Raw genomic sequence first — 22247 nt, forward strand, 5'->3', positions numbered from 1 at the left:
TTCAGGGGTGCAGCGCTTCCTCGTCGGACAGTTGCTGATCCTCGATCCGCGCGTCCCTGAACCTGGAGAAGAGCAGCACCAGGGAGGCCAGCATCAGGACGGCGGCGGCCGCCCACAGTGCCGCGCCGGAGCCGGCAACTGTGGCTATGAGGCCGCCCAAGGGGGCCCCGAGCACGATCATCCCCCGGTTCACCGAACGCCTCGTGGCGCTCATGCGGGCGATAAGCCGGTCCGGCGTCACCGCTTGCTGGTACCCCATTTCAAGCGGCCCCTCGACCCCCATGGCCATGCCGAACAGCATTTGTCCGACGCCAGCCAGAACGAACGCCGTCCACAGCTGTAACGGCCAGTGCAGCGGAGAGCCGTACGCCTCTGCACTGTGTCCCGCCCCGGCAGCGAGGGGCGCCAGCGCCACCACCGCGACGGCCAGCGGCTCGGCCAGGCGGGAAGCAACGATCGCACGGCCGGTACCCCAGCGGCGCCCCAGTCGGGTGGACAGTGTGGTCCCGGCGACTGCACCGATTCCGGCGCACCCCATCACCACACCCAGGCCCAGGGCACCTAGACCAAGGTCATGCAGAACCACGGTGGGCAGGACCGTCCCCAGGATGGCGGAACCGATGAACCAGATGTGGGTGCTCCAGGCCAGCGGCCCCAGCCGGACGTGTCCGTAGACCCACCGCAGGCCCTCCCCGATCTGGCGGCGCAGTTTCTGGCGGCTCGGTGCCGCAGCCTGGTCGGATGGCAGGTCCAGGGTGCGGAGCACCGCTGCGGAGAAGAAATATGAGACAGCATCCACCAAGAGAGCCAGGGGCGCCGTCACCAGGGCCACCAGGCCGCCTGCTACTGCACTTCCCGTCGTCTGGGCCACAGTATCGCTTTGCTGGAGCCGGGCGTTCGCCTGGGTCAGCAGGGATCTGGGGACCAGCCGGGGGACGAAGCTCTGATAGGCGGCGTCGCTGGTCAGTGCGAGGGTCCCGAAGGCGAACATCAGGATCAACAGCGCCGGAACCGACAGGACCGCCGTCATTGCCGCCACGCACACGCCGGCGAGGATCAAGCCGCGACCCAGGTCTCCGCCGATGAGGACCGTCCGCCGGGGGAACCGGTCGATCCAGACTCCGGCAACCAGGCCGAAGAGCAGATAAGGGGTCCACCTCGCAGCATTGACCAGGCCCTGGTCGAACGGGGTGCCGCTCATCGTCACCAGGATCAGGACCGACAAAGCCAACGTGGTGATATAGGTGCCGAAATCAGACACGGTGGAGGCCACCCAGAACCTGACAAAGGCCGGGTGGCGGCGAAGTTTCGTCTCCGTGGCCGTTGGGCCGCCGCCAGAATTTCCCATGCTTCCCCCACTCACCGCGCGTAAACTGAGATCCTAGCGGTCGCAGCAGGTGCCGGCCGACACGCCGGTTCGTCGGGCGCACTGTCCCTCGGGGATCTCCGGCCCGATCGCACAGCAAATCCACAGGCGATCCGTGTGGAGGATACAGCCCCCGGACCCAAACTGGACGGACTGGGGCAGCCGCTGCCGCGGCGCCGGACGCGACACAGTCAGTCAGTCCAGCAACGCCGCCAACTCAAGATCCGAACAGTAAGGTGCCACTTATGTCACGCATCTGGAACCGTGACAACGCTCCCCTGATCATGCTGGTCGCCGGGCTCGTCCTGGCACTCATCGCCGCCGGCATAATCATCTGGGTCATCAATATCGCACCGGTCATCGGCCGCCTGACGGGGTCCTGACCGGACGCATCCGCCGCTGTCCGCCGTCGCTCGCGCCCGCAACCGGTAGGACCAGGCCATTGCCTCCAGGGCTGCCTGTTGAAAAGATCGTCCAAGGCCTGCTGTCCGCACTGGCGCTGCCCAACGCCCAGTTCCGGCCCTGCGGCTGAGACATGAAACCGAGGAGACCACCACATGGGAAACGAAGCCACCATCACCGTCCGGAACGCCCCGGGACGCCGTCGCTACGAAGTCCTCGACGGTGACGCCGTCATCGGCAAGGCGCACTATCTGCTTCACGACGGGGCAAAGGGACCAGAACGGATTTTCTTCCACACGACAGTCAGCGATGACTACACCGGGCAGGGCGTCGCCGCACGCCTCGTCCAAGACGCCCTGGACGACACTCTTGCGGCCGGAGTCGCCGTCGTCCCTGTCTGCCCCTACGTGAAAGCCTGGCTGCGCAGACACCCTGACTATCAGTCGCGGATGAGCCCCGTCCGCCCCGAACACCTCGCGGCCGTCCAACACGCAGGGCAGTAAGGACGCTGTCTCCGAAGGCGCATTGGACGCCTCCTCCGCGGCTGTTCCCGGCCGATGCGTCAGCCAATCAGGGACATAGCCCTGCGCCGGACGTTTTCAACTCGGGTACCGAAGCCTGTTGGCACCTGATCGGGCAATTCGTCGACTGGGAACCACCGAACTTCCTCGCTTTCATCGCTCACGGCGATATCGACATTAGGGTCGATAGTTGCCGCGAATCCAACATCCCAGTGGGCGGTGCATGCGAATCCGGCATTCAGGTCGTGGCGGTCAAGATCAACGATCGCGGTAGATAACAGGACAAGGTCGGCAATCCCGGACTCTTCGCGTGCCTCCCTTTGCGCTGCTTCCGCCACCGATGCGTCCTTGGGCTCGATGTGTCCACCAAACTGAACCCAAAACTGCCCCTTGCGATGGAAGCACAGAAGGACACGATCGAAGGCAGGCGAAAAAACAAAACAGGACCCAGTGACGTGCTCCCGGCCGCCTTCGCGACGCAACGCCGCCTCCCCCGCATAGTTGACGAACTCTAGATAAGCGTCTCGCGAACCCAAGTTAGGAACTTCCTGAAGGCTGGCGAGCAGATCGTTAAGAGGCATGCTGCCATCTTGGCGCACAAGACAACGCACTGCTCAATGCCACGACAAGCGCATGGTGTCGGTTGCCGAGTCCCGTCGCATAAGCCGCTCCTCCAGGGAATGCGAGGGGATCCATTCGAGCACCTCATCAAGGTCGGTTCCTGAAAGCTCCCACTCCTCTTTTGCCTCGCCGCCTTCGGCCCAGAAATAGACCCGGTACGTCGGATCGGCGACCTGGAGCGTCTCATCCCGCGGGTCGATAAGTTCTGCTTTCATACACTGACCGTATCCTTCGGCACCGAAGCCGCAGTGCGCACCCCCTTGTGTTTATTGACTTATTTGACTAAATAAATCTACGACGCTTGTCATGGACATGACAATACTGTCGATTACTTTTTTGCGTGTCGCTTCGGCACGCCCCTGTAAGGGCGTTTGCGGTATAGAGTCGAGGGCATGTTTGAACTCGTCCCGCCAAATGTTGCCTTCCACCAGTCATTCCTTGAGTCTCACCGTGAGTGGGGTGGCGTCCATCAGGACGGTGCCGCCGTCTTCATGGCGGACGACGTCACCAGCTCCGAGGGCTTCGCGGATTGGGTTGGCAGGTTGTTGGACGCTGAAAACGCGCCCGAGAAGGATGGCATTGTTCCGTGCACGTATCTCTGGATCACGGAGGGCTCACGCTACGTAGGGGCGATTGCATTCCGGCACCATCTGACGCCGGCTCTCCTGAACTCGGGCGGGCACATCGGCTATGGGATCCGCCCCTCGGATCGCAGGAGGGGGGCGGCAACCTGGGCTTTGCGGGAATTGCTGGTCCGTCTGGCCGCTCGGGGAGAGCCGGATTATGTTCTGCTGACCTGTGATGACGACAATTCGGCGTCGATTAAAACCATCGAGCGTTGCCACGGGCGGCTCGAAGATGTGCGGACGGGTGAAGATGGGCGGCTGTTCCGCCGGTACTGGATTGACCTGGGAACACCTGCAGCAAGTTTTTGAATGAAAACCGGTGCCGCCTGCCAAGGAAAGCTCACCTGACTTCACCCCAATCACCGATTGGATTCGACCCGACTACTGATGGAGACTGGGGGCATGGACAGCCCTGTGGACCCCCAGACCGGCAAGCCGCCCTTTGAGCTGCGCCGGCCCCTCGGACCGCGCGACCCGGGAGATGCGTGGGTAGAGGGCGACCGCGGGCGCTTTTGGGGGCGCTTTGGCTCGGCGGGCCTCCTTGTCCACGACCCTGCCAAGGGCATCCTGCTCCAGCACCGGGCTTTGTGGAGTGATCAGGGCGGCACGTGGGGGCTCCCGGGCGGGGCCCTGCACCAGGGTGAAGAACCGGTGCACGGCGCCCTCCGTGAGGCGCAGGAAGAAGCTGCCGTCCCGCCGGAAAACGTCCGGGTCCTGTTCACCACGGTGTTCGACGTCGGCTATTGGAGCTACACCACGGTGGCCGTCGAGGTGGTGACGGCGTTCGAACCGGAAATCAGCGACCCGGAGAGCGTGGAACTGCAATGGGTGCCAATGGGGAGCGTCGGCGGCAAGGCACTGCATCCCGGCTTCGCGGCAGCCTGGCCCGGCCTGCGCCGCAGATTATCAGGGCTCGACGACGGTCCCGACTGACGCCGGACGGCGGCGGTATAGCCAGATCAGGCCCAGGATGGGCAGCAGGAGCGGGATGAACGCATAACCGCGCCCGAAGAGGGACCACACGGTCTCGTGCGGGAAGCTGACCGAGTCGAACACACTGAGCGCCCCGACCACCAGCACACCCACCAGCTCCACCAGCACCGCAATCACGGAGACCTTGAACCAGGTGCGGCCGGACTTCGCGAGCGACACCGTCGCCACGAGGTACACGACGGCGGCGAAGGCCGACAGCAGGTAGGCCACCGGGGCTTCGGAGAACTTGGTGAGGATCTGGTACCCCGCCCGGGCCGTCGCGGAGATTGCGAAAACGGCGTAGACAGCGATCAGGAGGCGGCCGGGGCCCGTGTTCCGGGTATCTTTTGTCTCCTGGTCCGGCACTGACGCCGCCGAGGAGCCCGTTGCCGGGCCCGGCGTAGTCCCGGGGTTCTGCTGCGAAGGTTTCGCCGTCACGTTCTGAGCCTCTTCCACGTCAGTACCAAATCTGATTCATCCGGGCGGCCATGACCAGGGCGGTGACGCCAACGGCGGCCAGCACAAAGTTGCTCCAGCGTGTGCGTTCCAGGATGGCCCAGTAGACCGCGCCGACCGGCAGGAGGAGCGCCGTCAGCAGGTAGCCCCAGAACTCCCAGGGCTCCCCCGCGATCTGTTCCCCGCTTGCGACCCGGACGATCGAACCGACCAGATACACCAGGAGGGAGAGTTCGACGGCGGCCACCGAGAGGATGGTGGTGTCGCTGGGCGCCTTCTTGAGGATGCCGGCGGTGAGGCAGATGACAGTGGAGACCAGCCCGGCCACCAGGACGATGTAGAAATAAACGTCCACTACTGCCCTGCCTGCTGTTCCGCTGCCGGCTCCGTGGCTGCACGTTTTTCGTTGTCCGGCGCGAAGACCAGCACCGGTTTGGCGTAGCTGCCCTTGTCCGCGAGCAGCGCCACGAGTGTCCCGTCCGGGGCGAACGCGGCGGCCGGGTTCTCGGGCGTCGCGGCGTCCGGCGTTCCCGCGGCCACGCCTGCGGCGATCCTGCGGCCGAAGGAAATCTCGGTGGTTTCCTCGTCGCTGAGTTCACGGTTGGGCATCAGTGCCCGGGCGGCCTGCGACATTTCCAGCACGTCCAGGTGCTCGGCGAGCTGCTCCAGCGTGTGGGCCTGGTCCAGGGTGTAGGGGCCCACCTGGGTCCGGCGCAGCGCCGTCAGGTGGCCGCCGACGCCGAGCGACTCGCCAAGGTCGCGGGCCAGGGCCCGGATGTACGTCCCGGAGGAGCATTCCACCTTGACATCCACATCGAGAACGTCGGTCTCGAGCGCCTCGCCGCCGCGCGCCGGGCGGATCCCGTGGACCTCGAAGCGGTGGATGGTGACGGGCCGCGCGGCGAGCTTGACCTCTTCGCCGGAGCGGACCCGCGCGTAGGCGCGTTCTCCGTTGACTTTGATGGCGCTGACGCTGCTGGGGACCTGTTCGATTTCGCCGGTCAGGGCGGCGACGCCGGCCCGGACGGCGTCCTCGGTGACCGCGGCGGCGCTGCGGGTGGCGGTGACCTCGCCCTCGGCGTCGTCGGTTACTGTCGATTCGCCCAGGCGGATGGTGGCCGTGTACGTCTTGGAGGTGCCCACGATGTACGTCAGCAGCCGGGTGGCCTTATTGATGCCGACCACCAGGACTCCCGTAGCCATCGGATCCAGCGTCCCCGCATGGCCCACCTTTCGGGTACCGGCCAGCCGCCGCATCCGTCCAACCACATCGTGGCTGGTCCAGCCTTGCGGCTTGTCCACTATCACCAGTCCAGAAAGCACGCTTCCCAGTATATCCGCGCCGGGGCCGGCCCCCGCCGCGGCCTCTTCCGCACCCTGGCGCCGCCGGCAGCGGCGGCTAGGATGGCAGACATGCCCGAGCTTGCCGCCCACGTCCGCGACGTTCCCGTCAACCAGATCCGCGAGATCACCGAAGCCGCCTGGGGCACCCCCGGCGCGATCGTGCTGAGCATCGGGGAACCGGGGTTCGCCGTCCCCCGCCACATCCTGGAGGCGGGGATGGCCTGCCTGGACCGCGACGAAACGAACTACACCCCCAACGCCGGCTACCCCGCCCTGCGCGAGGCGTTCGCCGCGAGGTTCCGCGAACACAACGCGACGCCGGTCGGCGCGGACCGCGTGTACGTCGTCGACGGCGCCCAGCAGGGCCTGCACTTCGCGATGAGCCTGCTGCTCTCCCCCGGCGACGAGATCCTGATCCCCAATCCGGGGTACCCCACCTTCGCCATGACGTCCAGCCTGCTCCACGCCGTCCCGGTGCGGTACCCGCTGTATCCCGAGCATGAGTTCCAGCCCCGGATCGCGGACATCGAGGCGCTCATTACCCCGCGCACCAAGGTCCTGGTGCTCAATTCGCCGTCGAATCCGTTGGGCGCCGTCCTGGGCGAGGAGCTCACCCGCAGCCTCGTCGCGCTGGCTGTCCGCCACGACCTGTGGATCATCTCGGATGAATGCTACGAGGCGTTCACCTATGACGTTCCGCATGTGAGCCCCGCCCGGTTCGACAGTGACGTCCCCGGCGAAGCCCGCGTGTTCACGTCGCTGACCCTGTCCAAGACCTACGGCCTCACCGGGCTGCGGATCGGCGCGCTGATCTGCCCGCCCGGCCTGGAGCAGAAGATGAGCAACGTGATGGAGGCGATCGTCTCCTGCGTCGCCTCGCCGTCGCAGTACGCGGCGCTGGCAGCGCTCACGGGCCCGCAGGACTACGTCAGCCACGCCCACGCGCATTACCGGGCCAACCGGGACGCCGCCTCTGCGGTGCTGGAAGCCAAAGGGATCCCGTTCCTGACCGCGCAGGGCGCCTTCTACCTCTGGGCCGATGTGTCCCACGTCAGCGGCGGCGATGTCCGTTCCTGGGTCCGCCGCTTCCTCGCAGACTCCGGGGTGGCTTTGGCCCCCGGCACCGCCTTCGGTTCGATCGGTGAGGGCTGGATCCGGATCGCGCTGTGCGGCAGCCAGGCGGAACTGGTGGAGGGCCTCGGGCGGCTCCCCGCCAGGGTCCCGGCTGACGGCTGACGGCCGCGGCCACCGGGACCCTGTGCCCTACCGCGGCGGATCCGCAGCGCCTACCCTGAGCCCATCGCGTGGTCCGGCCGGGACCGCGGTTCGGCCTGGGAGGTTCGCATGTGGTGGCAGGACTTGTTATGGGGTATCTGGAACGGGCTGACCGCGTGGATTGTGCTGATCGTCCACGTCTTCGGGCAGTGGAGCGAGTTCCCGTTCTACAACTCGGCCCGGGCCGGTAACTGGTACGACTTCGGCTTCCTGCTGGGGGTGGGTTCGCCGTTTCTGGGCGGCCTGGGCGCCAAGGGCGCGCGGAGCCGGCGCCGCTGAAAGTGCGGCACGGGCCGGGCCCGGCCCCGCCTGCGTCAGAGCATGATCTCCGTTTCCGGCGCCGCGTGCGCCGGCGGCGTGTGGCTGAAGGAGAGTGTGACGACGAAGTGGGCCTCGGAGCAGTTCTGGGCGATGATGGCCCCGGCCTCACCGGCCAGCTTCACTCCGAACTGGAGCTCCATGTGCTCGGCGCCGACTTCCTTCAGCACCTCGGCCGCCGCCGCGGCCGCGGGCCGGACGGCAGCAAGGGCATCTTCCAGCCGCCGCCCGGCATCAGTGATCCCCTGTTCGTTCCTTGCGGGCCGTTCGACGCCGAAGCTGTTCTCTGCAGCCTCGACAAGCACCGTTCCGGATCCCACTTCGTAGCGCAGTATCTCGGTCACTGCGTCCTCCCTTCCGCCCGCAGGCCGGTCACGGTGTACCCGCGGCCAGGGCGCCGTCGAGCCATTCGCGCAGGGCTGCCGCAGGCGGGGCTCCCGCCTGGCGGGCCACTACTTTTCCGTCCCGGATCAGCAGCATGGTCGGGATGGCCTGGATCTGGAACCGCCGGGAGAGCGCGGGCGACTTGTCGACGTCGACTTTCACTAGTTTGACCCGGCCGGCCCGGTCGTGGGCCAGCCTGTCCAGCACCGGGCTGACCATGCGGCACGGGCCGCACCAGGCTGCCCAAAAATCGATCAGGGCCGGCGTCGAGGACTGTTCGGCGATGGCGGCGAAGTCGGCGTCGCCGGCGTCCACAATCCACGGCAGGTCGGTACGGCAGTGGCCGCACCGCGGATGGCCGGCCGCCGCCGCCGGGATCCGGTTCGTCGTCCCGCACTGGGGGCACTTGATCAGGCTGGAGCCCACAGTCCACCGCCATTCAGGGTCCCCGCAGTCATGGTTCCATGGGACGCCCCGGGGCGGAACGGGCATAGAGTCAAAAGGCCCCGGGCGGGGCCCCGCCTCAGTACTCCACGCGGTCGGGGTTGTCGCGCCAGGCCTCGAAGGGAACGTCCGACGCCGGCACCGCCGCCTGGCGGACCGGCATCAGGTCCGGCCGGGTTCCGTCGAAGTATTCGTAGAACAGTGCATCGTCGAAGCCGGCAGCGGCCGCCGCGTGGCGGTCCGCAGCGAAATAGACCCGGCCAACCCGGGCCCACAGGGCCGCGGCGAGGCACAGCGGGCACGGCTCGCAGCTGGCGTAGAGCACGGCACCGCTGAGGTCGAAGGTGCCGGACGCGGACGCGGCATTGCGGATGGCCACCACCTCGGCGTGGGCTGTGGGGTCGTTGTCCCGTGTCACCCGGTTGACGCCGCTGTGGACCGTCCCGTCAGCGGTGACCACCAGCGCTCCGAACGGGCCGCCGCCGCCGGCAGCGCTCCCGGCGGCGAGCTGGATCGCCTGGTCAAGGAAACTGCGAACGTCGGAAGCTGCGGGCGGCATGGGCATGGTCCGATCATAGCGAGCAGCAGCGGCCCCGGCGGAAGGCCTGGGCGCCCGAAAGGCATCGACTTTGCAGCGTCGGCGGCTTAAAATTCGCTGGGGGCTGCCGTGGAATCTTCCCGGCCGCCAATAATGGTTTCAACGGTCTCAACGATGTGGATGCTTAGCCAGACGCTCCGGGAGCCAGCCATGAGAACCAGATTGTCACTGCTCGCCACGGCCGCCACAGCCGCCGTGTTCCTCTCGACCGGGACCGCCGCCGGCGCCGCCCCGGGCAATCCATCAGGCGGGGACGGCGGGGACAAGGCTCCAGTGGTGCTCACCGGCGGGCTGGTGGGCCCGCTCCACCTCAGCACCGGCCGCAACGGCTCCGTGACCGTGAGCGAATCCTTTGCCGGCCGGCTTACCCGGGTGGACGAGGCGGGGACCCCCAGTGTCCTCTACGAAACCCCGGACTGGAGCGTGGCAGGCAACGCCCAGCGGGACGGGCGGACGTACTTCCTCGAAAGCCAGGGCGCCGGTCCCGATCCTGCAGGGCTGGCTGGCCACGTGCGGATCATCAACGAGGACGGCAGCCAGGAGACCCTGGGTGATTTCGCTGCCCTGGAGACAGCGGAGAATGCCGACGGCGGCACCCGGTACGGCTTCCGGGACCTGCCGGCGGGCTGCGCGGCCGAACTGCCGCCCAACATGCCCGAGACGTATGAAGGTGAGATTGATTCGCATCCGTACGGCATCGCGCTCACCGACCGGCAAATTTACGTCGCCGATGCCGGGGCCAACAGCGTGGTGTCCGTTGACGCCCGGACCGGCGAGACCGAGACGGTGGCTGTGCTGCCGCCGCGGCCCTACACGATCACCGCCGAAGCCGCGGCTTCCAACGGACTGCCCGCCTGCGTCGTCGGGTCGACGTATGATTTCGAGTTCGTCCCGACCGCCGTCGCCCTGGGACCGGAGGGACAGCTGTACGTCACCTCGCTCCCCGGCGGGCCGGAAGACCCGACGCTGGGCGCCCGGGGTGCCGTCTTCACGGTGGACCCGGACGGCGGCGACGTGGAGCTCTTGGCGGAGGACATCATGACGCCGACGGGACTGGCTGTGGCGGATAACGGGGACCTGTATGTCGCCTCACTGTTCGGCGAGGGTGTGCTCCGGATCGATCCGGACTCGGGCGATTCGACAGTGGTGCTCGCGGCCAAGTTCGCGGCCGCCGTCGACCTCCGCGGCCATACCCTCTACGCGACGGTCAACGCCCTGCCCGGCCCGGGCGGGCCACCCGACGGGCAGGTCATTTCCGTGGAGCTGGGCGGCCGCTGACGCACCATCCGTGAATCCACACAGAAATGGCCGGTCCCCTGCCGGGGCCGGCCATTTCTAGCGCAGGGCGCTGGTCTTCAGGACTGCGTCGACGCTGGACTACTTGTTGCTGTCCTCATCGACGTCGCCGTCGCCGGAGAGGTCGAGGTCCTCTTCGTCGAAGTCGTCCTCGTCGAGTTCCACGTCCTGGGGAACGTCGCTCTTGTAGGGGTCTGCATCGCCGGCGTGCTTGGCGCTGGCAGCGAGGGCGGCCACCTCGGCGTCTCGCTTCTTGGCCTCGCGCAGCAGCTCCTCAAGGTTGGAGGCCACAACCGGGATCTGGTCAGCCACGAACTCCAGCGTCGGGGTCAGCCGCACGGTGATGTTCCGGCCCACTTCCTGGCGGAGCACACCCTTGGCCTTCTCCAGTCCCTTGGCAGCGTCGGACTGTGCAACCTCGTCGCCGAACACCGTGTAGTACACGGTGGCGTGCTGCAGGTCATTGGTCACCCGCGCATCGGTAACAGTCACACCTTCCAGCCGGGGATCCTTCACCCTCCGGCCCAGCGCCTCAGCAACAACAACCTTAATCCGCTGCGCCAACTTGGCAGCCCGTGCGGGATCAGCCATTTCCACTCCTAAAAAATTTTGGGATGTACGACGGCACCTGGGCAACCGACGTACACCTGTTGGGTTTTCATGCCACGCGCCTAAGGCGAGTCTACGACGGACTCCCGTTGGATTCTTCCGGCGGCCCTTTGGAGCCGTGGAGGGGGCCCGGGAGTGGCATCGGGCCTGCCGGAGCTGGGTGGCCGACGTCGTAAGACGTTGGCCACCCAGCGTAGGGGCGGGGCCCCCTCTACGGCGGAAAAGTGGGGGCCGCCGGAAGAATCCAACGGCCCCGCACCATTACTGCATCGACTTCAGACTAGACGCGCGGCTTTTCACGCATCTCGAAGGTCTCGATGATGTCACCTTCGTTGATGTCGTTGTACGACCCAAGACCGATACCACACTCGAAGTCCGTGCGGACCTCGGTGGCGTCGTCCTTGAAGCGCTTGAGCGTCTCAACGGTGAGGTTGTCACCGATGATCTTGCCGTCGCGGCTGATGCGGGCCTTGGCGTTGCGCCGGATGATACCGGAGCGGACGATCGAGCCTGCAATGTTGCCGAACTTGGAGGAACGGAACACTTCGCGGACCTCGGCGGTGCCCAGCTGGTGCTCTTCGTACTCCGGCTTGAGCATGCCCTTGAGGGCTGCCTCGATGTCATCGATGGCTGCGTAGATGACGGAGTAGAAGCGCATGTCCACGCCTTCGCGGTCTGCCAGTTCGGCAACACGCTCGGCGGGCTTGACGTTGAAGCCGATGATGACGGCGCTGTCGACCGTCGCCAGGTTGACGTCGTTCTGCGTGATCGCACCGACACCGCGGTGGATAACGCGCAGCTGGACACCCTCGCCGACGTCGATCTTGAGCAGTGCGTCTTCGAGGGCTTCCACGGCACCGGACACGTCACCCTTGAGGATGAGGTTGAGGGTGTCGATCTTGCCGTCGGCGACGGCCTGGTCGAAGTCTTCCAGGCTGATGCGCTTGCGGCGCTTCGCCAGTGCGGCGTTGCGGTCCGCAGCTTCACGCTTCTCGGCGATCTGGCGGGCGGTGCGCTCGTCAGCGGTCACGAAGAAGGTGTCGCCGGCGCGCGGGACGTTGGACAGACCCAGGACCTGCACGGGGCGGGACGGGCCGGCCTCGGTCAGGGCGCTGCCATCGTCGTCGAACATCGCACGGACACGGCCGTGGGCCGTGCCTGCCACGATGGTGTCGCCGACGTGCAGGGTGCCGGACTGGACCAGGACGGTGGCAACGGAACCGCGGCCCTTGTCCAGGTTGGCTTCAATCGCGATACCGCGGGCGTCCTTGTTCGGGTTGGCGCGCATGTCCAGGGCGGCGTCTGCGGTGAGCAGGACGGCCTCGAGCAGCTCGTCGATGTGCAGGTTCTGGCGGGCAGAGACCTCCACGAACATGGTGTCGCCACCGTACTCTTCCGGAACCAGGCCGTACTCGGTCAGCTGGCCGCGGACCTTGTCCGGGTTGGCGCCTTCCTTGTCGATCTTGTTCACGGCCACGACGATCGGCACGTTGGCCGCCTGGGCGTGGTTGAGGGCTTCAACGGTCTGCGGCATAACGCCGTCGTCCGCTGCGACCACCAGGATGGCGATGTCGGTGACCTTCGCACCACGGGCACGCATGGCGGTGAACGCCTCGTGGCCCGGGGTATCGATGAAGGTGATCTTGCGATCGGCGCCTTCGTGGTTGTGCGTGACCTGGTAGGCACCGATGTGCTGCGTGATGCCGCCGTGCTCGCCCGCCATAACGTCGGACTTGCGGATGGCATCGAGCAGTCGGGTCTTACCGTGGTCAACGTGACCCATGACGGTGACTACCGGAGGACGTGCCTCGAGGTCTTCGTCGCCTTCGGCTTCGAGTTCGGCTTCGAAGTCGATGTCGAAGCCGGAGAGCAGCTCGCGCTCCTCGTCCTCCGGGGACACGACCTGCAGCTTGTAGCCGAGCTCTTCGCCGAGCAGGGCGAAGGTCTCTTCGTCCAGCGACTGCGTGGCCGTGGCCATTTCGCCGAGGTGGAAGAGGACGGTCACCAGTGCAGCGGGGTTCGCCTCGATCTTGTCGGCGAAGTCCGTGATGGACGAGCCGCGGCGGAGCCGGACAACGGTGTTGCCGTCGCCGCGGGGCACGCTGACGCCGCCCAGCGACGGAGCACTCATCTGCTCCAGTTCCTGGCGCTTGGCGCGCTTCGACTTGCGCTGCTTGCCGCGGCCTGCGCCGCCCTTGCCGAAGGCGCCCTGGGTGCCGCCGCGACCGCGGCCGCCCTTGCCAAAGCCGCCGCCGGCCGGAGCGCCGCCACCGGTGCCGGGAGCACCGGTACCCGGTGCGCCCGGACGGCCCGGTCCGCGGCCGCCGCCGGGACGGCCGGCACCTGCGGGTGCGGGACGCTCAGTGCGGTTAGGCATCATGCCCGGCGTCGGCCGGTTTCCGCCGGCACCTGCGGGACGGCCGGGTGCTCCGGCCGGACGCGGTGCGCCGGGACGGGGGCCGCCGGCGCCAGCTGCCGGACGGGGACCGCCCGGACGGGGGCCACCGGCACCGGCTGCCGGACGGGGACCGCCGGGGCGTTCGCCCTCGGTGCGGTTTCCGCCCGGACGCGGCATGCCCTGGGAGGGAGCGAACGGGTTGTTGCCCGGACGCGAGGGACGTTCGTTGTCGCCGCCGCGGCCCCGGGGCATGCCCTGGGAGGTGGCGAACGGGTTGTTGCCCGGACGGGGGCCGCCCGGACGGGGTGCCGAACCGCCCTGGCGTGCCGGAGCAGCGGGGGTTTCAGCCTTGGGTGCCGGGCGTGCGCCGGGCTTGGCGCCCGTCGACGGGGCCGGAGCCTGGGCAGCGGGCGCCGCCGGGGCGGCGGGTGCTGCCGGTGCGGCGGGTGCTGCTGCGGCCGGGGCCGCTGCTGCCGGCGCGGGAGCTTCAGTCTTGGGTGCAGCCGCAGGCGTTGCGGGGGCCGGAGCCGGCGCGGGCGCCGGTCGGGTTGCCGCGGGGCTGGCGGGTGCCTTGGGGGCGGACGCGGGGGCTTCGGACTTCGAAGCTGCCGGTGCGTCGGGGAACGCGTTGCGGAGTTTCCTCACAACGGGGGCCTCAATGGTGGAAGAGGCAGAGCGAACGAATTCGCCCAGTTCCTGCAGTTTGGTTACTGCATCTTTGGAAGTAATACCGAGCTCTTTAGCAAGCTCGTGTACGCGGACCTTGGCCACATTTCTCCTGTCTCGGTCCGCACCGAGCCAGGCACGAACCGTCTACTTCTTACTGCGGGCCTCCGCCGCGAGTGCAGCTGAAAGGCCCATTGCAGAGCGCAACAAAGTTGTCATCGTTGCGCACTCATCGGTGGGAACTCATCGGGTTTCCATCAGTTTTCTGACCCGCTTTCAGGTTGGAAGGTTTTTGCTGCGGCCACCGGGGTGCCCACTGCTTGCGTGCCTGCCATGATCCGGCGCTCGACGTCGGCTGTTACGGTAGCGCCGTTGAGGGCGCGACCGAACGCTCGACGTTTGACCGCCAGTGCCAGGCACTTGTCGCTGGGGTGCAGCCATGCTCCCCGGCCAGCCATCCGGCGTCTTTCGTCGACCACGACGGCGGTTGAACCGCTGCCGCCGGCGACGAGCCGGAGTAGCTCCGACCGCGGACCTTTCTTCCGGCATCCAATGCAGGTGCGCTGCGGCTGATGCTCGAGGTGCTGCACGTGTGCCACTTACGAGTATCTTCCTGCCAGTACATATCTGCCGGCCCCGGCCTCCTGGGCCCGATGCGGCCAAGGCGCTGCGAACAGTACCTTCGCCGGACTGGTCCCGGACGCGTGGGGACCACGCGGATACCGGCCGTTAGGCGCGGTCATGTCTATTCTAGCCCCTCAAGCGCCCGGGCCCCGAACTTGCGGGACCGGTGGCGCCGGCGGAAGGGCACAGCTGCCTGCGGCGCGGCCCCGCTGCCGGGGCCACGCGCCGGGCCTATTTGTCGCGGCTGACCGCAGCGTCGGAGACGATGTCGATCCGCCAGCCGGTGAGCTTGGCGGCGAGGCGGGCGTTCTGGCCTTCCTTGCCGATCGCAAGGGAGAGCTGGTAGTCCGGGACCACCACTCGGGCCGAACGGGTTGCCTCGTCGGTGATGGTGACCGAATTCACCCGCGACGGGGAAAGTGCGCTGGCGATAAACGTCGCCGGATCCTCGCTGTAGTCGACAATGTCGATTTTTTCGTCGTTGAGTTCGTTCATGACCGCACGGACGCGGGAGCCCATTTCACCGATGCACGCGCCCTTGGCGTTGATGCCGGGGTTGTTCGCTTTGACAGCCATCTTGGTGCGGTGGCCGGCCTCGCGGGCCAGGGCGACAATCTCCACGGAGCGGTCCGCGATCTCCGGAACCTCCATTTCGAAGAGCTTCCGCACCAGGCCCGGGTGGGACCGGGACAGCGTGATGGACGGCCCCTTCGTGCCGCGGTGCACGTCGATCACGAAGGCGCGGAGACGGTTGCCGTGGATGTACTTCTCGCCGGGCACCTGCTCCGGCGGGGGCAGCAGCGCCTCCACCGTGCCCAGGTTGACCTGGATCATGTGCGGGTTGTTGCCCTGCTGGATGGTGCCGGCCACCAGCTCGCCTTCGCGGCCCTTGAACTGGCCCAGCACGTTGTCGTCCTCAGCGTCGCGGAGGCGCTGCAGGATGATCTGCCGTGCGGTGCTCGCGGCGATGCGGCCAAAACCCGCGGGGGTGTCCTCGAATTCGCCGATCGGCGCGCCGTCGTCGTCGATTTCGGTGGCCCAGATGGTCACGTGGCCGCTCTTGCGGTCCAGTTCCGCCCGGGCCTTCTCGAAGGCCCCGGGGGTCTTGTGGTAGGCCACCAGCAGTGCCTGCTCGATGGTCGGAATCAGGAGGTCCAGCGGGATTTCACGCTCACGCTCCAGAAGTCTCAGTGCGCTCATGTCAATATCCATCAGGCCTCCTCAGAAGGTCCATTGTGTGCGTTCTCCAGACCGGCCTCGTCGAGGTGGCTGAACTCTATCTCGACTTTTCCGCTGCGGATCCTGTCGAAAGGAAGTTTGATGGGGTCGCCCTGCTTGGGCTTCATGCCCTTCTTGACGGTGATCTCGGGGACCAGCGTCACGCCGCCGTCGTCGACGGACATAACGCGGCCGGTGACGTTCTCGCCCTGCAGGACACTGACCTTGACCATCCGGCCGCGGGCCCGGTGCCAGTGCCGCTCTTCGGTGAGCGGACGGCCGACGCCGGGTGAGGAAACTTCAAGTTCGTAAGGGCGGGCGTCCATGGTGGGGTCGGTGTCCAGGATGTCCGAAAGGGTCTTGGAAATCTCGGCAATGACGTCGAGGCCAACACCGCCGGCCTCCTCCTGCGGCAGGTCCACCACGACGTGGACCACCCGGTTGGCGCCGGCAACGTGGATGGAAACGTCCTCCAGGTACAGACGGTTGGCCAGGACCGCGGGCTCCAGGAGGGCGTGCAGCCGTTCGGCCTCAAAGTTGTGAGCGGGTGCGGCTTCAGCCTTCCCCGTCCCGGTCCGGTCTGTTGAAGTCGTGGCTTCTGCGTTGGTCATGATGCCGGCCGCCTCCCGCTAGATGATGTTGTGAGTACTAGCCTAGCGATTTTCCAGGCGCCGTGGTGCACTTCAGTTCCCGGCCTTCACGCCACCCGTGACAAAATGGTCTGTTGTGAAAGACGACACCAGGCAAAAGCGGCGGCGGGAGCTGATCCCCCGGATCGCGCTGCTGTCGTGCATCGCACTGGTGGTGGCCAGTCTGGGCATGGTCCTGAGCCCCGGAAGCCCCCAGGAGCCCGTGGAACCGCCATTTTCCGAGCAGGCACGCGCTTCCGCCCTCACTGACACCATGCGCCTGAGGGCTGCCGGCGAGGAGCTCGGCAGGGACGCCGCCGGCACCGGGCAACCCGCCGTGGAGCGGACTGTGAGTTTGCTGACAAACCAGGCCCGGGCCCTCCAGGTACCCGCCGACGAAGCAGGGACCCCGCCGGCCGCAACTGCTTCCGGGGCTACGCCGGCTCCCAATCCCACTTCCACTGCAGCTCCCCTGCCCGCCACGGTGCCCGCGCTGGCTGCAGCACTGGCGGACAGTGCCGGGCAACGGTTCGCCGACGCTGCCGTGGCCGACGGCGGTATGGCCCGGCTGCTCGCCGCCGTCGGGACAGCCCAGCTGCTGCAGGCATCGGCCCTCGCCGCGGCAGCGGGGGCGCCTGCCTCCGCCGTGCCGGACCCCGCCGCACCCCCGCTGTCCGGGGCGTGCCCGGGCACGGCAGCAGCGGCGCCGTCGTCCTCCCCCGCGGCTGAGCCGGCCGCATCAGCCGACGCCGCATCATCCCCATCAGCCCCAGCTGGCTCCGGCGCCGCGACCCTGCCCGGGGCGCTGGCGGCGGCCGTCCGCGCCGAACGGGAAGCCGTGTACGGCTACCAGGTGGCCCTGACCCGGCTGGGAGGCGAAGCGGCGGCCTCGGCCTCGCAGCAGCTCGCCCGGCACGAGGACCTTGTGGCCGGGGCCGAAGAGCTGAGCCGGACGCAGTGCGCTCCGGTGCCGCCGCGCGAGGCCGGGTACGACATTGCGCCGGAGTTCCTGGCCGCGCCTGCCGCCGGGCTCGGCACCCTGGAGGCCTCGGCGCTTCCGGTCTACAGCGACCTGGTGGCCCTGGGCGCGGGACAGACGCGGGAATGGGCGATCGCCGGCCTGGTGGGCGCTGCACGCCGGAGCGTCCTCTGGGGCGCGGAGACAGGCGCCCTTCCGGGCCTGACCGCGGACCCGGACGCGTTCCCGCCGCTGCCGCCGTCCCCGACGCCAGGGCCCTAGCAGGCTTCCCGGCCGGGGAAGCTGTGGCTAACTTAGGCTCGTCAGGCTGGCATGGCGGGGAACACGGTGGTTTGCTGTACCCATGGACAGCCAAGCCTCCCCCATCCAGCATGAGAACGAGCCGCACCAGAACGACATCGCACACCGCCTCAACTGGCTGCGCGCGGGTGTGCTGGGCGCGAATGACGGTATCGTCTCCGTTGCCGCGATTGTGGTGGGCGTCGCCGGCGTGACCACCGAGTCCGGCCCCATTCTCATCGCCGGTACCGCCGGAGTCGTGGGCGGTGCCATCTCAATGGCTTTGGGGGAATATGTCTCCGTCAGCAGCCAGAAGGACAGCCAGAAGGCCCTGATCGAGAAGGAGCGCCGGGAGCTGGCGGAGCAGCCCGAGGAGGAGCTTGAGGAACTCGCCGCCATCTACCAGGGCAAAGGCCTCAGCGCGGACACCGCCCGGACCGTGGCCAAGGAACTGACGGCCCACGACGCCCTCGGCGCCCACCTTTCCGCGGAACTGCACATTGACGAGACGGACATCGTGAGCCCCTGGCACGCCGCGTTCGCCTCCGCTGCGGCCTTCCTGGTTGGCGCCATCCTCCCCATGCTTGCCATCCTGCTGCCCCCGGAGGACATCCGTGTTCCGCTGACCTTTGTGGCCGTGCTGGTCGCTTTGGCCCTGACCGGCGCCGTGGGCGCCTGGATCGGCGGCGGCTCCAAGATGAAAGCCGCCGTCCGCGTGGTGATCGGCGGCGCAGCGGCCCTCATCGCCACCTTCCTGATCGGCAGCTGGCTCGGCGCCAGCGGCATCGCCGTCTAGCCGCCTGACAGTCTCGCCGCCTGACCGTCCGCGGCGCAGGGTACACGGCCAGCTACGCTGGAGCCGATGAACCAGCCCGCAGACATCACGATTCCGCCCGACCTCGGACGCCGCTACGGCGGCAGCGCAAGCGGCCGCGCGTGGCTGGCGTCGCTCCCCCGGGTGGCCGGGCACTGCCTGGACCGGTGGCAGCTGGAACCCGACCTCGCCCCCGGCGCTTTGCCGTGGCACGGCCACGGGGCGATTGTGATCCCGGTCCGCGGCACTGCCAACGGCGCCACCGGAGTGCTCAAAATCGCCTATCCGCACGACGAAGCCCTCGTGGAACCGCACGCCCTCGCGATCTGGAACGGCACGGGTGCCGTCCGGCTGCTGGCCCACGACGCCGGCGCCGGAGCGCTGCTGCTGGAACGCCTGGACGGCGCGCGGTCCCTGCAGGACGAGCCCATGGACGTGGCAGTGCCGGTATGGGGCTCGCTGGTCCGCCAGCTGGGCGTGGTCCCGGACGGGCGGGCGGAGTGGCAGGAGTTCGGCCATGTGGCGGCCCGGGCGGAGCAGTGGAGTGATGAGCTGCCCGAGAGCTGGGAACGGCTGGGCCGGCCTTTCCCGCGCTGGCTGCTGGAGGCTGCCCTTGAGGTCTGCCAGACCCGGGGCGCCGTCGGCCGCCGCTCGGGGAAGGACGTGCTGGTCCATACCGACATGCATTACCTGAACGTCCTGGCCCGGCCCGGCGCCGTCGTCCCCTCGGCCAGCAGTGACCAGGCCGGCAGTGACCAGGCCGGCATTAGCCAGGCTGGCAGCTGGGCCGCGATCGATCCGCAGCCCATGGTGGGCGAGACGGAATTCGCGGTGGCGCCCCTGTTGTGGAACCGGATCCGGGAGCTGCCCCGGGCCGACCCCCAGGAGGGCCTGCAGGAGCGCTGCCGGAATCTCAGCTCCGCGGCCGGGCTGGACGCCGAGGTGGCCCGGCAATGGAGCCTGGCCCGCGAGGTGGAGAACGCGCTCTGGTACGCCTCGAAGCCCGGGCACGGGGGCGACCTTGCCCGCTCGCTCTGGGTGTCCAGCACGCTCGCCGGCCGGACGCTCCCGGAGCTTCCCGCGGCCCATGACCTGCCGGCGCCGGGGGAAGCAGCGGGCTAGCGTTACTCCTGCCGCGAGCCGCGGACGGCGGCCACAGCGTCCCGGACGGCCTCGACGGCCACTGCCACGTCGGCGTCGTCCGTGCTCCAGTTGCTGACGGAGATCCGCAGGATGTCCCGGTCCTGCCACCGGGAACCTGACATCCAGACGTGGCCGTCGTCGATGATCCGCGCCGTCACCGCCCGGGTGGTGGCGTCATCGCCAAACGCCAGCGACACCTGGGTGTAGTCGACGTCGTTGAGGACCTCGACGCCGTCCAGCGCGGACAGCTGCTCCGCCAGTTGCCGGGCGCGCTGCACCAGCCCGCGGACCTGGCCGGCGACGCCGTCCCGGCCCAGGGACTTCAGTGCGGCCCACACCGGGACGCCGCGGGCCCGGCGGGAGAGCTCCGGCACGGTCTCGAAGGGGTCCGCGGCGCCGTCGGCGTCCTGGATCAGGTAGCTGGTGTGCAGGCCCATGGCCGAGCGCAGCGCGCGGGCGTCCCGGACCACGGCAATCCCGCAGTCGTAGGGCACGTTGAGGGTCTTGTGCGCGTCGGTGCCCCAGGAATCGGCGCCCTGCAACCCGGCCGTCAGGGCGGCCAGTTCGGGGATGGCCGCGGCCCACAGTCCGAACGCGCCGTCCACGTGGACCCACGCGCCGTGGGCTTTTGCGATGGCAATAGCTTCCACGAACGGGTCGAAGGCGCCCGAATGCAGGTTCCCGGCCTGCAGGCACACCAGCAGAAGGGCCTTGGGTGAGCCGGCTGCTGATGCCTGGTCAACGGCCCTGCGCAGGGCATGGTCCAGCTCCCACGGGTTGATGCGGCCCTGCCGGTCCGCGGGGACTACCGTGGGCCGCCCGAGCCCCAAATACCGCAGGGCCAGGTCAACTGAGTCGTGCCGTTCCTTGCCTACGAAGCAGTGAATCCGGGGTGCGCCGGGGAGTCCGTCGCCGTCGAGGTCCGAGCCGGCGTCGGACATCAGCCGCCAGCGCGCCGCCGCCAGCCCGGCAAAGTTCGCCATCGTGGCGCCGGTGACGAAGCCGACGTCGGACTCTTCGGGAAGCCCCAATAGCTCCAGCAGCCACGTGCCGGCGGCTTCTTCGATGGCCGCCGCGGCAGGGGACGCATAGCGGAGCACCGCGTTCTGGTCCCAAGCGCTGACCAGCCAGTCCGCGGCCAGCGCGGCCGGCAGCGTACCGCCGATGACCCAGCCGAAAAACCGTCCGGAGGGCATGGCCATCAGCCCGGGTTCGGCCTTCGCGGCCAGGTAGTCCACCACCTCCGCCGCCGGCATACCGTCCCGGGGCATGGGGCCGCCGAAGGCTGCGGCAAGGTCCGCCGCAGTCAGCTGCGGGCCGACGTGCCGGGTCTCCTGGCTCTCCAGCCAGCGGCGGGCGTGGTGGGCCGCTGCTTCCAGGGCGGCGCTGTAGCGTTCCTCGGGTGCTGACATAGCTGCATGCTACGCCCGCTGCCGCAGCGCGGGCAGGGGTGTCAGGCGAAGCTGTCCTGCCAGATGTCGGACCCGAGCTTCACAATCAGGGCCCCGACGACGGCGAGGAACACGATGCGGATGAACTTGTTCCCCTGTTTGACGGCGGTCCGGGCGCCGAGGTAGCCGCCGGCCATGTTGGCCGCGCCCAGGACCAGCCCCAGGCCCCACAGCACTGCGCCGTGGGGCACGAAAAACAGCAGGGCGCCGGCGTTCGTGGCCATGTTCACGATCTTGGCCTTGGCGCTGGCTTCGAGGAACGCGTATCCCATCGCGGAGACCAGCGCGATGATCAGGAACGACCCGGTGCCGGGTCCGATCAGGCCGTCATAGAAGCCGATCACGCCGCCGATCAGGCAGGCCAGCACGTAGTGCCGGTGGCCGTTGTGCCGCAGCCTGGTCAGCTCGCCCACGTTGGGGCGGAAGGCGGTGAAGAGCGCCACGGCCACCAGTGCGGCGACGATGATGGGCTTGAACACGCTGGCCGGCAGGTTGGCCGCTAGGACCGCCCCGCCAAAGCTGCCCGCCATGGCGATCACCGCCATGGGCAGCGCGGTGCGCAGGTCCGGCCGCACCCGGCGGTAATACGTGGCGGCACTGGTGGTGGTGCCGAAAATCGACCCCATCTTGTTCGTCGCCAGCGCCTGTACCGGGCTGATGCCCGGCACCAGCAGCATGGCCGGGAGCTGGATCAGTCCCCCGCCGCCCACGACCGCATCGACCCAGCCCGCGGCGAAGCCGGCCACGACAATCAGGATGAGGGTACTGAGCTCGATCGACTCGAGTCCGGAGACCACGCCCGCGGGTTCCGCGG

General features: G+C 68.2%; 26 protein-coding genes. 10 read left to right on the forward strand and 16 right to left on the reverse strand.

Annotated features, from left to right (window positions below; translation table 11 throughout):
• Position 1 precedes the first annotated feature (1 nt).
• On the reverse strand, positions 2 to 1348 hold the full coding sequence (locus tag ACTWQD_RS09715; RefSeq protein WP_443195935.1) for an MFS transporter: 1347 nt from the start codon (positions 1346 to 1348) through the stop codon (positions 2 to 4).
• 263 nt (positions 1349 to 1611) lie between these two features.
• Here ACTWQD_RS09715 and ACTWQD_RS09720 point away from each other — a divergent pair, with 263 nt between their 5' ends.
• Positions 1612 to 1749: a hypothetical protein gene (locus tag ACTWQD_RS09720; protein WP_157360949.1), complete on the forward strand. Its 138-nt coding sequence runs from the start codon at positions 1612 to 1614 to the stop codon at positions 1747 to 1749.
• 174 nt (positions 1750 to 1923) lie between these two features.
• On the forward strand, positions 1924 to 2271 hold the full coding sequence (locus ACTWQD_RS09725; RefSeq protein WP_443195936.1) for a GNAT family N-acetyltransferase: 348 nt from the start codon (positions 1924 to 1926) through the stop codon (positions 2269 to 2271).
• Between the two features lie 59 nt (positions 2272 to 2330).
• Here the strand turns inward: ACTWQD_RS09725 and ACTWQD_RS09730 are convergent, their stop codons facing one another.
• Positions 2331 to 2870, reverse strand: coding sequence for an NUDIX hydrolase (locus ACTWQD_RS09730; protein ID WP_443195937.1), 540 nt, complete (start codon positions 2868 to 2870; stop codon positions 2331 to 2333).
• Positions 2871 to 2903: 33 nt separating this feature from the next.
• Positions 2904 to 3125 (reverse strand): hypothetical protein, encoded by a 222-nt coding sequence (locus tag ACTWQD_RS09735; protein ID WP_443195938.1) that lies wholly within the window; start codon positions 3123 to 3125, stop codon positions 2904 to 2906.
• Positions 3126 to 3302: 177 nt separating this feature from the next.
• On the opposite strand from ACTWQD_RS09735, the gene ACTWQD_RS09740 reads away from it, so the two are divergent.
• A complete protein-coding gene (locus ACTWQD_RS09740; RefSeq protein WP_443195939.1) occupies positions 3303 to 3845 on the forward strand; it encodes a GNAT family N-acetyltransferase in 543 nt (180 codons plus the stop codon).
• A gap of 93 nt (positions 3846 to 3938) precedes the next feature.
• Positions 3939 to 4469 carry an NUDIX domain-containing protein gene (locus tag ACTWQD_RS09745; RefSeq protein ID WP_443195940.1) on the forward strand — a complete coding sequence of 177 codons (531 nt, stop codon included), beginning with the start codon at positions 3939 to 3941 and terminating at the stop codon, positions 4467 to 4469.
• On the opposite strand, the gene ACTWQD_RS09750 is transcribed toward ACTWQD_RS09745, so the two are convergent.
• From ACTWQD_RS09750 to truB, 3 genes are read right to left on the reverse strand one after another with little or no spacing between them, the layout of a single operon-like run.
• Positions 4443 to 4964, reverse strand: coding sequence for a hypothetical protein (locus ACTWQD_RS09750; RefSeq protein ID WP_443195941.1), 522 nt, complete (start codon positions 4962 to 4964; stop codon positions 4443 to 4445). The two genes, ACTWQD_RS09745 and ACTWQD_RS09750, sit on opposite strands and share 27 nt — an antisense overlap.
• Before the next feature lies 1 nt (position 4965).
• Positions 4966 to 5319: a hypothetical protein gene (locus tag ACTWQD_RS09755; protein WP_443195942.1), complete on the reverse strand. Its 354-nt coding sequence runs from the start codon at positions 5317 to 5319 to the stop codon at positions 4966 to 4968.
• Positions 5319 to 6287 (reverse strand): tRNA pseudouridine(55) synthase TruB, encoded by a 969-nt coding sequence (gene truB / locus ACTWQD_RS09760; RefSeq protein ID WP_443195943.1) that lies wholly within the window; start codon positions 6285 to 6287, stop codon positions 5319 to 5321. The genes ACTWQD_RS09755 and truB overlap by 1 nt, the downstream gene beginning before the upstream one ends.
• 90 nt (positions 6288 to 6377) lie before the next feature.
• Between truB and ACTWQD_RS09765 the strand changes: the two genes are divergently transcribed.
• Together ACTWQD_RS09765 and ACTWQD_RS09770 are read left to right on the forward strand one after the other, a co-directional pair.
• Positions 6378 to 7544, forward strand: coding sequence for a pyridoxal phosphate-dependent aminotransferase (locus tag ACTWQD_RS09765; RefSeq protein WP_443195944.1), 1167 nt, complete (start codon positions 6378 to 6380; stop codon positions 7542 to 7544).
• 108 nt (positions 7545 to 7652) lie between these two features.
• Positions 7653 to 7862, forward strand: coding sequence for a hypothetical protein (locus ACTWQD_RS09770; RefSeq protein ID WP_443195945.1), 210 nt, complete (start codon positions 7653 to 7655; stop codon positions 7860 to 7862).
• A gap of 35 nt (positions 7863 to 7897) precedes the next feature.
• Here ACTWQD_RS09770 and ACTWQD_RS09775 read toward each other — a convergent pair whose 3' ends face one another.
• From ACTWQD_RS09775 to ACTWQD_RS09785, 3 genes are all read right to left on the reverse strand, one after another.
• Complete coding sequence (locus ACTWQD_RS09775) at positions 7898 to 8245, reverse strand: CU044_2847 family protein (protein WP_443195946.1); 348 nt, start codon at positions 8243 to 8245, stop codon at positions 7898 to 7900.
• A 28-nt stretch (positions 8246 to 8273) separates the two neighbouring features.
• Positions 8274 to 8711 carry a thioredoxin gene (trxA, locus tag ACTWQD_RS09780; protein ID WP_443195947.1) on the reverse strand — a complete coding sequence of 146 codons (438 nt, stop codon included), beginning with the start codon at positions 8709 to 8711 and terminating at the stop codon, positions 8274 to 8276.
• A 97-nt stretch (positions 8712 to 8808) separates the two neighbouring features.
• Positions 8809 to 9294, reverse strand: coding sequence for a nucleoside deaminase (locus ACTWQD_RS09785; RefSeq protein ID WP_443195948.1), 486 nt, complete (start codon positions 9292 to 9294; stop codon positions 8809 to 8811).
• Between the two features lie 183 nt (positions 9295 to 9477).
• Between ACTWQD_RS09785 and ACTWQD_RS09790 the strand changes: the two genes are divergently transcribed.
• Positions 9478 to 10605: a ScyD/ScyE family protein gene (locus tag ACTWQD_RS09790; RefSeq protein ID WP_443195949.1), complete on the forward strand. Its 1128-nt coding sequence runs from the start codon at positions 9478 to 9480 to the stop codon at positions 10603 to 10605.
• A gap of 99 nt (positions 10606 to 10704) precedes the next feature.
• Here ACTWQD_RS09790 and rbfA read toward each other — a convergent pair whose 3' ends face one another.
• The 5 genes from rbfA to rimP form a co-directional block, all read right to left on the reverse strand.
• Positions 10705 to 11214 carry a 30S ribosome-binding factor RbfA gene (gene rbfA, locus ACTWQD_RS09795; RefSeq protein ID WP_443195950.1) on the reverse strand — a complete coding sequence of 170 codons (510 nt, stop codon included), beginning with the start codon at positions 11212 to 11214 and terminating at the stop codon, positions 10705 to 10707.
• A 298-nt stretch (positions 11215 to 11512) separates the two neighbouring features.
• Positions 11513 to 14401, reverse strand: a complete 2889-nt coding sequence (gene infB, locus ACTWQD_RS09800) for a translation initiation factor IF-2 (RefSeq protein ID WP_443195951.1) — start codon at positions 14399 to 14401, stop codon at positions 11513 to 11515.
• A 152-nt stretch (positions 14402 to 14553) separates the two neighbouring features.
• Entirely contained in the window at positions 14554 to 14895 is a 342-nt protein-coding gene (locus ACTWQD_RS09805) for a YlxR family protein (RefSeq protein ID WP_443195952.1), read from the reverse strand.
• A 256-nt stretch (positions 14896 to 15151) separates the two neighbouring features.
• On the reverse strand, positions 15152 to 16132 hold the full coding sequence (gene nusA, locus ACTWQD_RS09810) for a transcription termination factor NusA (protein WP_066434763.1): 981 nt from the start codon (positions 16130 to 16132) through the stop codon (positions 15152 to 15154).
• The gene (rimP, locus tag ACTWQD_RS09815; protein WP_443195953.1) at positions 16132 to 16749 is read right to left on the reverse strand and encodes a ribosome maturation factor RimP; all 618 of its coding nucleotides are present in this window, start codon (positions 16747 to 16749) and stop codon (positions 16132 to 16134) included. Before rimP ends, nusA begins: the two co-directional genes overlap by 1 nt.
• A gap of 115 nt (positions 16750 to 16864) precedes the next feature.
• Between rimP and ACTWQD_RS09820 the strand changes: the two genes are divergently transcribed.
• The 3 genes from ACTWQD_RS09820 to ACTWQD_RS09830 all read left to right on the forward strand — a co-directional run bounded on the left by ACTWQD_RS09820 (position 16865) and on the right by ACTWQD_RS09830 (position 19961).
• The gene (locus tag ACTWQD_RS09820; protein WP_443195954.1) at positions 16865 to 18007 is read left to right on the forward strand and encodes a DUF4439 domain-containing protein; all 1143 of its coding nucleotides are present in this window, start codon (positions 16865 to 16867) and stop codon (positions 18005 to 18007) included.
• An 82-nt stretch (positions 18008 to 18089) separates the two neighbouring features.
• Positions 18090 to 18821, forward strand: coding sequence for a VIT1/CCC1 transporter family protein (locus tag ACTWQD_RS09825; protein ID WP_443195955.1), 732 nt, complete (start codon positions 18090 to 18092; stop codon positions 18819 to 18821).
• Between the two features lie 66 nt (positions 18822 to 18887).
• On the forward strand, positions 18888 to 19961 hold the full coding sequence (locus ACTWQD_RS09830) for an aminoglycoside phosphotransferase family protein (RefSeq protein WP_443195956.1): 1074 nt from the start codon (positions 18888 to 18890) through the stop codon (positions 19959 to 19961).
• A gap of 2 nt (positions 19962 to 19963) precedes the next feature.
• Here the strand turns inward: ACTWQD_RS09830 and ACTWQD_RS09835 are convergent, their stop codons facing one another.
• Together ACTWQD_RS09835 and ACTWQD_RS09840 are read right to left on the reverse strand one after the other, a co-directional pair.
• Positions 19964 to 21394: a pyridoxal phosphate-dependent decarboxylase family protein gene (locus ACTWQD_RS09835; RefSeq protein ID WP_443195957.1), complete on the reverse strand. Its 1431-nt coding sequence runs from the start codon at positions 21392 to 21394 to the stop codon at positions 19964 to 19966.
• Between the two features lie 41 nt (positions 21395 to 21435).
• Complete coding sequence (locus tag ACTWQD_RS09840) at positions 21436 to 22230, reverse strand: sulfite exporter TauE/SafE family protein (protein ID WP_443195958.1); 795 nt, start codon at positions 22228 to 22230, stop codon at positions 21436 to 21438.
• Positions 22231 to 22247 lie beyond the last annotated feature (17 nt).

Origin of the sequence: Pseudarthrobacter sp. 1C304 (assembly GCF_052245515.1) — a bacterium.
Classification (GTDB): domain Bacteria; phylum Actinomycetota; class Actinomycetes; order Actinomycetales; family Micrococcaceae; genus Arthrobacter.

Coding starts and splice junctions, on each gene's coding strand:
- ACTWQD_RS09825 (WP_443195955.1), top strand. CDS start 18,090: ATGGACAGCCAAGCCTCCCCCATCCAGCATGAGAACGAGCCGCACCAG.
- ACTWQD_RS09715 (WP_443195935.1), bottom strand. CDS start 1,348: ATGGGAAATTCTGGCGGCGGCCCAACGGCCACGGAGACGAAACTTCGC.
- ACTWQD_RS09785 (WP_443195948.1), bottom strand. CDS start 9,294: ATGCCCATGCCGCCCGCAGCTTCCGACGTTCGCAGTTTCCTTGACCAG.
- ACTWQD_RS09770 (WP_443195945.1), top strand. CDS start 7,653: ATGTGGTGGCAGGACTTGTTATGGGGTATCTGGAACGGGCTGACCGCG.
- ACTWQD_RS09720 (WP_157360949.1), top strand. CDS start 1,612: ATGTCACGCATCTGGAACCGTGACAACGCTCCCCTGATCATGCTGGTC.
- nusA (WP_066434763.1), bottom strand. CDS start 16,132: ATGGATATTGACATGAGCGCACTGAGACTTCTGGAGCGTGAGCGTGAA.
- ACTWQD_RS09735 (WP_443195938.1), bottom strand. CDS start 3,125: ATGAAAGCAGAACTTATCGACCCGCGGGATGAGACGCTCCAGGTCGCC.
- ACTWQD_RS09740 (WP_443195939.1), top strand. CDS start 3,303: ATGTTTGAACTCGTCCCGCCAAATGTTGCCTTCCACCAGTCATTCCTT.
- ACTWQD_RS09790 (WP_443195949.1), top strand. CDS start 9,478: ATGAGAACCAGATTGTCACTGCTCGCCACGGCCGCCACAGCCGCCGTG.
- rbfA (WP_443195950.1), bottom strand. CDS start 11,214: ATGGCTGATCCCGCACGGGCTGCCAAGTTGGCGCAGCGGATTAAGGTT.
- rimP (WP_443195953.1), bottom strand. CDS start 16,749: ATGACCAACGCAGAAGCCACGACTTCAACAGACCGGACCGGGACGGGG.
- ACTWQD_RS09745 (WP_443195940.1), top strand. CDS start 3,939: ATGGACAGCCCTGTGGACCCCCAGACCGGCAAGCCGCCCTTTGAGCTG.
- ACTWQD_RS09835 (WP_443195957.1), bottom strand. CDS start 21,394: ATGTCAGCACCCGAGGAACGCTACAGCGCCGCCCTGGAAGCAGCGGCC.
- ACTWQD_RS09830 (WP_443195956.1), top strand. CDS start 18,888: ATGAACCAGCCCGCAGACATCACGATTCCGCCCGACCTCGGACGCCGC.
- ACTWQD_RS09725 (WP_443195936.1), top strand. CDS start 1,924: ATGGGAAACGAAGCCACCATCACCGTCCGGAACGCCCCGGGACGCCGT.
- ACTWQD_RS09765 (WP_443195944.1), top strand. CDS start 6,378: ATGCCCGAGCTTGCCGCCCACGTCCGCGACGTTCCCGTCAACCAGATC.
- ACTWQD_RS09730 (WP_443195937.1), bottom strand. CDS start 2,870: ATGCCTCTTAACGATCTGCTCGCCAGCCTTCAGGAAGTTCCTAACTTG.